This window comes from Variovorax sp. KBW07, assembly GCF_003852515.1.
In the GTDB taxonomy this organism is placed as follows: domain Bacteria; phylum Pseudomonadota; class Gammaproteobacteria; order Burkholderiales; family Burkholderiaceae_C; genus Variovorax.
In genome coordinates, this window is the sequence record NZ_QAJK01000247.1 from 1 (window position 1) to 8,468 (window position 8,468).

Below are 8,468 nucleotides of genomic sequence, written 5' to 3' on the forward strand. Positions count from 1 at the left end.
GCGCAGAGCACACCATCGGCGCGAGCGCCTTCAGAGCGGTCGTTGATCGGCCAATGCGAGAGCAGCGCCCTCGTGCGACTGGCATCGGGTGCTCCGCGCAGCGAAATAAAGGAGGAGCGAAGCGGGGGACATTCGCGGAGCAGAGCACACCGTCGGCGTGGGCGGCGCCCTGAACAACAGCGCGAACCGCTCAACAGCACAAGCCCTAAAACAACGAAGCCATTCCGTTAGGCCGCGCATCCTCGATATCGAGCATGCGCAACTTGGTCAACGCACCGCCGCCGGCAGAAAAGCCACCCGGCTTGTTGCCCGCCGCCAGCACACGATGACACGGCACCACCGGCGCAAACGGGTTGTGGCCCATCGCTTGCCCCACCGCACGCGACAGCCCCTTGTCTCCCAGCTCTTCCGCAATCTCTCCGTATGTGCGCGTCTGCCCCGGCGGAATGCGCCGTGCGATGGCGTAGATGCGCTGGTGAAATTCCGATACACCTCGCATGTCCAGTTCGATGTGGCGCAGGTCGTCGTGTACGCCCTGAAGCAACCCTTGAATCGCGACGATCGCGTGCCGGGCCGCTTCGTTCGGCGGCCCTTCACGCAGGTCCGGAAAACGGCGTTTCATGCGTGCCCGCGTGGCCGGCTCGCCTTCGTCGGCTGGCAGTTGAACGCCGACCAATCCGTGCGGGCCCCAGGCCAGGGCGCACATGCCGATGGGGGTTTCGAACAGCGCGAAACCGGTGGTGCTGTCGGGCTCGCTGCCATCGCCCGTGCGTGGCACCGTGTCGTGGTCTCGTTTCTCCGTCATCGGCGCTCCTCCAGCGCGTGCTGGCGCGAGGCCAGCACCGCAGCCAGCCACAGCGCGATCGCCGAGGCCACCAGGCCTCTGGCAAGGCCGCCGGGGCCGTCGGAAATCCAGCCCGTTACCGTCGGGCCGACGATCTGCCCGAACGCGAAGACGATGGTGAACAGGCTGATGCCCTGCGCCCAACGCGCCGGTGGCAGGTTGTGGCGCACCAGCGCGGTGGTCGAGGCCACCACCGACAAAAACACGCCGCCGAACAGCACGCCCGAGGCCAGTGCCAACGGTGCCGAAGGGCTCAGCACCGGCAGCAGCGTGGCCACGCCGAGCAGGCCGTTCAGCAGCGCCTGCGGCTGGCCGCCACGGTAACGGTCGAGCAACCCGGCCCACAGCCTCGACGACGCCACGCAGGCGATGCCCAGCAAGGCATAGAACAACGTGACGAAACCGGTGCTGGCGCCCTGCTCCCGCAGCAACGCGATCACGAAGGTCATGTAGCCGATGTAGCCCATGCCGAACAATGCGTAGCCCGCGAGTGCCCAGCCGAAACGGTGCAACGCCACCGTCGCTGTCGCGGGAACGCCGGCTGCTTGCGCTGCCGTGGCGGGTGCCGGCCTGTCGGGCATCGCGCGGCCGGCCCAGGCCAGCAGGCCCGTGGCTGCCGCGCTCGCGAGCGCCAGCGCCCACCATGCCCAGGCCCAGCCATGCGGCACGTCGGCGGCGGCCCGCAGCACCTGCGGAACGAGCAGTGCCGACAGCACGATGCCGAAGCCGGTGCCGCCGTAATAAATGCCCAGCAGCAGGCCGCTGCGCGCGCCTCCTGCGCGTGCGTCGGCTTCACCGAGCCGCGCGGCCAGCAACCCGCCCGCCACGAACACCCAGGCGCTCGCCACGCCGGCCAGCAGGCGCTGCAACAGCAACGCAGGTGCGGCGGTCACGAAGCCGCTGCCGGCCATGAACACGCTGGCCAGCACCGCGCCGACGATCAGCAGCCGCGTCACGCCGAAGCGCCGCATCAGCGCCGGCGTGACCAGCGCGCCGACCAGGTAGCCGACCGCGTTGGCGGTGTTCATGCCGCCGGCCAGCGCATAGCTCCAGCCGAGGTCGTCGCGCATCGGCGGCAACAGCAGCGCATACGCAAAACGGGTAATGCCGAGCGACACGGCAGCGCCCATCGACAACGCGAACGCCAGCCGCAGCGTGGGCTGCGCTGGCGTGGCGGAAGAAGTGAGCGTGGTCGACATCGAAGATGGGGTGGCGGGCCTATTCTGCGGCAGCCCGCGCGATCCTGCAGGCGGGCGCAGCGGCCACGGCGGCTGCCGCGCCGCCGCGAATCAGGCGTCGCCCGGCACGTGCGCCGGCGCCATCAGGTGGCGCTCCAGCAGCACCGCCACGTGCACCGCCTCGCGCTGCGCGCCGTCGCCGATCTGGTGCCGGCAGCTGGTGCCATCGGCCACCACCGTGGCATCGGGCTTCGCGCGGATGGCGGGCAAGAGGCTGGCTTCGGCCATCTGCATCGACACGTCGAAGTGGCTGGCCTCGTAGCCGAAGCTGCCGGCCATGCCGCAGCAGGAGCTTTCGATCAGCTCGGGTTGTGCGCCGGGAATGAGCTTCAGCACGTCCATCACCGGGCTCACCGCGCCGAAGGCTTTCTGGTGGCAATGGCCGTGCAGAAGAATCGGGCCGGTGGAGGGTTTCAGCGCCAGCTCGAAGCGGCCGGCCTTCATCTCGCGTGCGATGAATTCCTCGAACAGCAGCGCCTGTCTGGCCACCACATGGGCCTTGTCGCCGAAGCCCATGGCCAGGGTTTCGTCGCGCAGCGTGAGCAGGCACGAAGGCTCCAGCCCGACGATGGGAATGCCGGCCTGCGCCAGAGGCAGCAGCGCATCGACCAGCGCCTCGGCGCGCAGCTTGGCCTCGGCGACCATGCCGCTGGCCAGGAAGGTGCGGCCACAGCAATGGTGGCCGCCGCGCTTCTCGACCGTGTGCAGCAGGTAGCCGGCCGCTTCGAGCACGCGGGCGGCGGCAAAGGCGTTTTCGCTCTCGAAGGTGCCGTTGAAGGTGTCGACGAACAGCACGGCGGTCTTGCCGCCGCGCGCCGCGACCGACAGCACCGAGGCCTGGTCCGCGAACAGCCCGGGCTCGTTGCCCCTGGCGCGCCAGAAGGTGTCGCTGCGCCATTCGGGCAACGAGCGCCTGGCGGAAAAGCCCAGCAGCTTTTCGCCGAGCCATGCGGCACCCGGCAGGTTGTTGCGCAGGTTCAGCAGCCACGGCATGCGGCTGGCCTTGTGGGCGTAGTCGGGCATGTACGCGACCAGCTTGTCTTTCAGCGTGTGGCCGTGGCGCTTCTTGTAGTGGTCGAGAAACTCGACCTTCATCTTCGCCATGTCCACGCCCGTGGGGCAGTCGCGCTTGCAGCCCTTGCAGCCGACGCACAGGTCCATGGTCTCGTGCATGGCCTCGCTGGTGAAAGCGTTGGGGCCCAACTGGCCCGACAGCGCAAGGCGCAGGGTGTTGGCACGGCCGCGCGTCAGGTGCTGTTCGTCGCGCGTCACGCGGTAGCTGGGGCACATGGTGCCGGCGTCGAACTTGCGGCAGTGGCCGTTGTTGTTGCACATCTCCACGGCCTTGGCCAGGCCGCCGGTGCTGTCGCCGCCGGTGCCGGGCGCGGTGGTCTCCTCGGTCACCGGGTCGGCGTTGACGTTCCAGGCCGACCAGTCGAGCACCGGCTTCAGCTCGATGCGGCGGTACGGCTTGGGCGCGGTGGGCGGCGCAAAGCGGAACAGCGCGCCGTCGTCCATGCGTGGCGGGTCGATGATCTTTCCGGGGTTGAACAGGTTGGCCGGGTCGAGCTTCTGCTTGATGGCGCGGAAGGCCTCGTTGATGGCCGGGCCGAACTGCCATTCGATCCACTCGCCGCGACACAGGCCGTCGCCGTGCTCGCCGCTGAAGGCGCCCTTGTACTTGCGCACCAGCGCGCTGGCCTCTTCGGCAATGGCGCGCATCTTGGCGCCGCCATCCACGCGCATGTCCAGAATGGGCCGCACATGCAGCGTGCCGACCGAGGCATGCGCGTACCAGGTGCCGCGGCTGCCGTGCTTCGCGAACACTTCGGTCAGCGCATCGGTGTATTCGGCCAGGTGCTCCAGCGGCACGGCGCAGTCTTCAATGAAGCTCACGGGCTTGCCGTCGCCCTTCAGGCTCATCATGATGTTCAGGCCGGCCTTGCGCACTTCCCACAGGTTTTTCTGGCGCGCGTCGTCGGGCATCTCGACCACGCTGCCCGGCAGGCCGAGGTCGCCCATCAGCTCGACCAGTTGCTTCAGTTGCGGCAGCAACGCGGCCTTGTCGGTGCCCGAGAACTCCACCAGCAGAATGGCAGCTGGCTTGCCGATCAGCGCCGTCTCCACGGTCGGCTTGAACGCGGGGTTGGCCAGGCTCAGCTCGATCATCGTGCGGTCGACCAGCTCCACCGCCGTCGGCCCGAGCTTCACGATGTGCTGCGCCGCATCCATGGCGGCATGGAAGGTCGGGAAATTCACGATGCCCAGCACCTTGGCGCGCGGCAGCGGCGCGAGCTTGAGCTTCAGGCTCTTGGTGTAGGCCAGCGTGCCTTCGGAGCCGATCAGCAGGTGCGCCAGGTTGACGCTGCCATCGGCCGTGTAGGGCCGCTCGCTCTGGTTGTCGAAGATGTCGAGGTTGTAGCCCGCCACGCGGCGCATCACCTTGGGCCAGTGCTCGGCGATCTGCTCGCGGTGCTGCCGCGCCAGCCCGCGCACGAACTGCGCAATGCCGGCCGCGCGCACGCCCAGCACCGGCTGCGGGCCGAAAGCCACCAGCTCGCCGCTCGACAGCCAGGCCTCCGCGCCCAGCACGTTGTGCACCATGTTGCCGTAGGCGATGGAGCGCGAGCCGCACGAGTTGTTGCCCGCCATGCCGCCCAGCGTGGCCTGCGCGCTGGTCGACACGTCGACCGGATACCAAAGGCCGTGCGGCTTGAGCTGCGCGTTCAGGTGGTCGAGCACCAGGCCGGGCTCGACGGTGGCGGTGCCCTCTTCCACGTTCACGTCGAGCACGCGCCTGAAGTGCTTGCTGTTGTCGATGACCAGTGCCGCGCCCGTGGTCTGGCCGCACTGGCTGGTGCCGCCTCCGCGCGCCAGCACCGGCACCTTCAGGTCGCGCGCGATGTCGATGGCGGTGGCAATGTCGCGGTCGTTGGTCGGCACGAAGGCGCCCACCGGCGTGATCTGGTAGATCGACGCGTCGGTGGCGTAGCGCCCGCGCGAACCGTCGTCGAACAGCACCTCGCCCTGCGTGTCGGCGCGCAGCCGGCGGGCGAGCAGTTCGCAGGTGTCGTTGGGCGGAAGAACGGTTCCGGCTGGCTGCATGTGGCTGGCGGGATCGATGCGCATGGTGATGGTGGTGTGGGGTTCAGCTCGCCGAGTTGGCCTGGGGGTAGATCTCGCCGGCGCGCAGCAGCTCCAGCACGGTGTCGCGCTTGCGCAGCACGTGCGCGACCAGCACCTTGCGCATGGCCGCGGCGTCGCGCGAGGCCAGCGCGTCGATCATCTGTTCGTGTTCTTCGACGGCGTGCTTCCACTTCGCGTCGTTCTGGTTGGTGCGAAAGCGCAGCGACTGCACGCGCGCATTGATCGAGCGGTAGGTGTTCGACAGCACCGGGTTGCCGGCGGCCTCGTTGATGGCCGTGTGAATGCGCGCGTTCAGGCGGTAGTAGCCCGACAGGTCGCGCCGCGAGAAGCAGGCCATCATTTCGTAGTGCAGCGCGCGCACCTCGGCCAGTTCTTCGTCGGTGATGCGCTTTGCCGCGAGCTCGCCCGACATGCCTTCGAGCATGGCCAGCACCTCGAAGGTGTTGAGCACGTCGGCCTCGGTGAGCTTGACGGCCACCGCGCCGCGGTTGGGCAACAGGTCGACCAGCCCTTCGGCCGCGAGCAGCTTGATGGCCTCGCGCAGCGGCGTGCGCGACACGTGCAATTGCAGGCACAGCTCGCGTTCGTTGAGCTTGGCGCCGGGTGCGATGTGGCCCTCGACCAGCATGGTTCGCAGCCGCGAAGCCACCTGGTCATGCAGCGCGAGGCGCGAGATTTCGATGATGTCTGCTGTCATGGTTGTGTCCCTTGAATGCATTTTGAATGCAAAAAATTAGGACTACAAGCCTTTGCATTACGGGTAAACCATCAAACAAAAATGCATTTTGAATGCAAAACTGAATGCGAAAGGAAAGTCCATGCTGCAACTCGACATCCACCCCACCGGTCGCCACTTCCTCCAGATCCCCGGCCCCAGCCCGGTGCCTGATCGCATCCTGCGGGCCATGAGCCTGCCCACCATCGACCACCGCGGGCCCGAGTTCGGCACGCTCGGCCTGAAGGTGCTCGGCGGCATCAAGGAGATCTTCAAGACGAAGCATCCGGTTGCCATCTACCCCGCCTCGGGCACCGGTGCCTGGGAGGCCGCGCTCGCCAACACGCTCAGCCCCGGCGACCACGTGCTCATGTACGAAACCGGCCACTTCGCCTCGCTGTGGCAGAAGATGGCCACGCGCCTGGGCCTGTCGACCGAGTTCCTGGCCGCCGCCGGCACCGACGAACACCTGCCCAACGCGCCGAGCTGGCGCCGCGGCGTGCAGGCCGAGCTGATCGAAGCCCGCCTGCGCAAGGACACCGAAAAGAAGATCAAGGCCGTGTGCGTGGTGCACAACGAAACCTCGACCGGCGTTACCTCCGACATCGCTTCGGTGCGCAAGGCCATCGACGCGGCCGGCCACCCCGCCCTGTTGATGGTCGACAGCATCTCGGGCCTGGCGAGTGCCGATTTCCGGCACGACGAATGGGGCGTGGACGTGACGATCAGCGGCTCGCAGAAGGGCTTGATGCTGCCGCCCGGCATCAGCTTTAACGCGCTGTCGCCCCGCGCACTCGAAGTTGCGAAGACGGCGAAGCTGCCGCGCGCCTTCTGGGCCTGGGACGAAATCGTCGAGATGAACAAGGACGGCTACTGGCCCTACACGCCCAACACCAACCTGCTCTACGGCTTGTCGGAATCGCTCGACATGATCCTCGGCGAAGGCCTGGACAACGTGTTCGCGCGGCACCAGCGCTGGGCCGCCGGCGTGCGCGCCGCCGTCAACGCCTGGGGCCTGCCGATCCAGTGCGCCGACCCGGCCGTGTACTCGCCCGTGCTCACCGGCGTGATCACGCCCGTGGGTGTCGATGCCGACGCGCTGCGCCGGCTGATCCACCAGCGCTTCGACCTCTCGCTGGGCACCGGCCTGGGCAAGCTCAAGGGCCGCATGTTCCGCATGGGCCACCTGGGCGACAGCAACGACCTGACGCTGGTCGCGATGGTTGCGGGTGTCGAGATGGGCATGAAGCTCAGCGGTATCAAGCTGGCCGGCAGCGGCGTGCACGCGGCGATGGACTACTTCGCGAACCACGCGGCGGCGCCTGTGAGTCTGCAGAAGGCCGCGTAGCCAGCCACGCGTTTGCCACCACGACGACTACGCCGGCCGCAACGCGTCGCTCGATCGACGCGGCGGCCAACCAGCACCCTGCCGGCTTTCTTTTTCTTGTTTGTTCCGAACCGGCACGCATCGGACCCCCAACACCACGGAGACAAAGATGATGCAGAGACGTTCCCTCATTCAGGCCGCCGGCGCGGCCGCCGCCACCCTGGGCGTGCCGCGCCTTTTCGCACAGGAATGGCCCACCGGGCCAGTGCGCATCGTGGTCGGTTTTCCACCCGGTGGCGGCACCGACGCACTGGCGCGCGTGGTCGCGCAGAAGCTCACGATCATGTGGGGCCAGCAGGTGATCGTCGAGAACAAGGGCGGCGTGGCCGGCGTGCTCGCTGCCGAATATGTGTCGCAGCAACCCAGCGACGGCAGCACCCTGCTGATGGCACACATCAACAGCCACGCCCTCGCGCCCAGCCTGCAACCGAAGCTGCGCTACAACGTGGAGCGCGACTTCGTGCCGATCGTGCTGGTGGGCGTGACACCCAACCTGCTGATCGCCAACCCGTCGCAGAAAGCGCTGTCGGTGAAAGACATCGTGGCCGCCTGCAAGGCAGCCCCCGGCACGGTGAGCTTCGGCTCGGCCGGCGCAGGCTCGGCACAGCACCTGGCGCTGGAAATGTTCAAGCTGCAGGGCGGTGTCGATGCGCTGCACGTACCCTACAAGGGCAGCGGCCCGTTGCTGGCCGACCTGATGGGTGGCCAGATCCAATACAGCTTCGAGACGATGACGGCAGCCACGCCGCACGTGAAAAATGGGCGGGTGCTGGCGGTGGCGCAAACGCGCACGAAGCGCGCAAAGGGCCACCCGAACGTACCCACGATGCAGGAGCAAGGGTTCCAGGGCTTCGAGGCCACGACGTGGTACGGACTGGCGGGGCCGGGCAAACTGCCGGCGGGCATCGCGCAGAAGGTCAATCGCGACGTCAATACGGTGTTGGCGATGCCGGATGTGCAGGAGCGGCTGGACACATACGGCGCTGAAGACGGCGGCGGTTCGCAGGACAAGTTCAAGCAGTTCATCAACACCGAGATCGCCAAGTGGGCCAAGGTCGTGAAGGACGGCAAGGTTCACGTCGAGAGCTGATTTTTGTCGCTGGTTTGGGCACCGCTGTTCGTTCAGGGCGACGCCCG

General features: G+C 67.6%; 6 protein-coding genes. 2 read left to right on the top strand and 4 right to left on the bottom strand.

What is annotated here, in order from left to right:
• Positions 1-205: 205 nt before the first annotated feature.
• From DBV14_RS32830 to DBV14_RS32845, 4 genes are all read right to left on the bottom strand, one after another.
• A complete protein-coding gene (locus DBV14_RS32830; protein ID WP_124466371.1) occupies positions 206-706 on the bottom strand; it encodes a methylated-DNA--[protein]-cysteine S-methyltransferase in 501 nt (166 codons plus the stop codon).
• Positions 707-801: 95 nt separating this feature from the next.
• Positions 802-2,043, bottom strand: a complete 1,242-nt coding sequence (locus tag DBV14_RS32835; RefSeq protein WP_124466359.1) for a YbfB/YjiJ family MFS transporter — start codon at positions 2,041-2,043, stop codon at positions 802-804.
• 90 nt (positions 2,044-2,133) lie between these two features.
• Positions 2,134-5,211 (bottom strand): FAD-binding and (Fe-S)-binding domain-containing protein, encoded by a 3,078-nt coding sequence (locus DBV14_RS32840; RefSeq protein ID WP_124466362.1) that lies wholly within the window; start codon positions 5,209-5,211, stop codon positions 2,134-2,136.
• Between the two features lie 19 nt (positions 5,212-5,230).
• Positions 5,231-5,926: a GntR family transcriptional regulator gene (locus DBV14_RS32845; RefSeq protein WP_124466363.1), complete on the bottom strand. Its 696-nt coding sequence runs from the start codon at positions 5,924-5,926 to the stop codon at positions 5,231-5,233.
• A 121-nt stretch (positions 5,927-6,047) separates the two neighbouring features.
• Here DBV14_RS32845 and DBV14_RS32850 point away from each other — a divergent pair, with 121 nt between their 5' ends.
• Positions 6,048-7,292 carry an alanine--glyoxylate aminotransferase family protein gene (locus DBV14_RS32850; RefSeq protein WP_124466366.1) on the top strand — a complete coding sequence of 415 codons (1,245 nt, stop codon included), beginning with the start codon at positions 6,048-6,050 and terminating at the stop codon, positions 7,290-7,292.
• A gap of 151 nt (positions 7,293-7,443) precedes the next feature.
• On the top strand, positions 7,444-8,421 hold the full coding sequence (locus DBV14_RS32855; RefSeq protein WP_185546210.1) for a tripartite tricarboxylate transporter substrate binding protein: 978 nt from the start codon (positions 7,444-7,446) through the stop codon (positions 8,419-8,421).
• Positions 8,422-8,468: the final 47 nt, after the last annotated feature.